We start from the raw sequence: 229 nt of genomic DNA on the forward strand, positions 1-229 counted from the left end.
GCCGCCGGCCGTAAGCCCCGCGATGCGGTCCTCGACGGCGTCCTTGGCCGTGAGGAAGAGGACGGGTAGGTCGGGCAGATCGCGGCGCAGGCGCCCCAGGACCGCGAGGCCGTCCATGTCCGGCAGCATCATGTCGGGGACAACGGCGTCGGGCCGAAACTCGCGCGCGGTCTGCACCGCGCCCGGTCCGTCACCCGCGCTGCGGATCTGCCGGCCTTCGTAGCGAAGG

The 229-nt window shown here is 73.4% G+C and carries 1 protein-coding gene; it reads right to left on the reverse strand.

Annotated features, from left to right (window positions below; translation table 11 throughout):
* Nucleotides 1–229, reverse strand: a 229-nt coding sequence (locus KVT44_RS57540; protein ID WP_217577269.1) for a response regulator, incomplete at both ends; no start/stop codon positions are given.

It is taken from the genome of Streptomyces sp. GbtcB7 (assembly GCF_019091445.1).
Taxonomy (GTDB): Bacteria; Actinomycetota; Actinomycetes; order Streptomycetales; family Streptomycetaceae; genus Streptomyces; species Streptomyces mirabilis.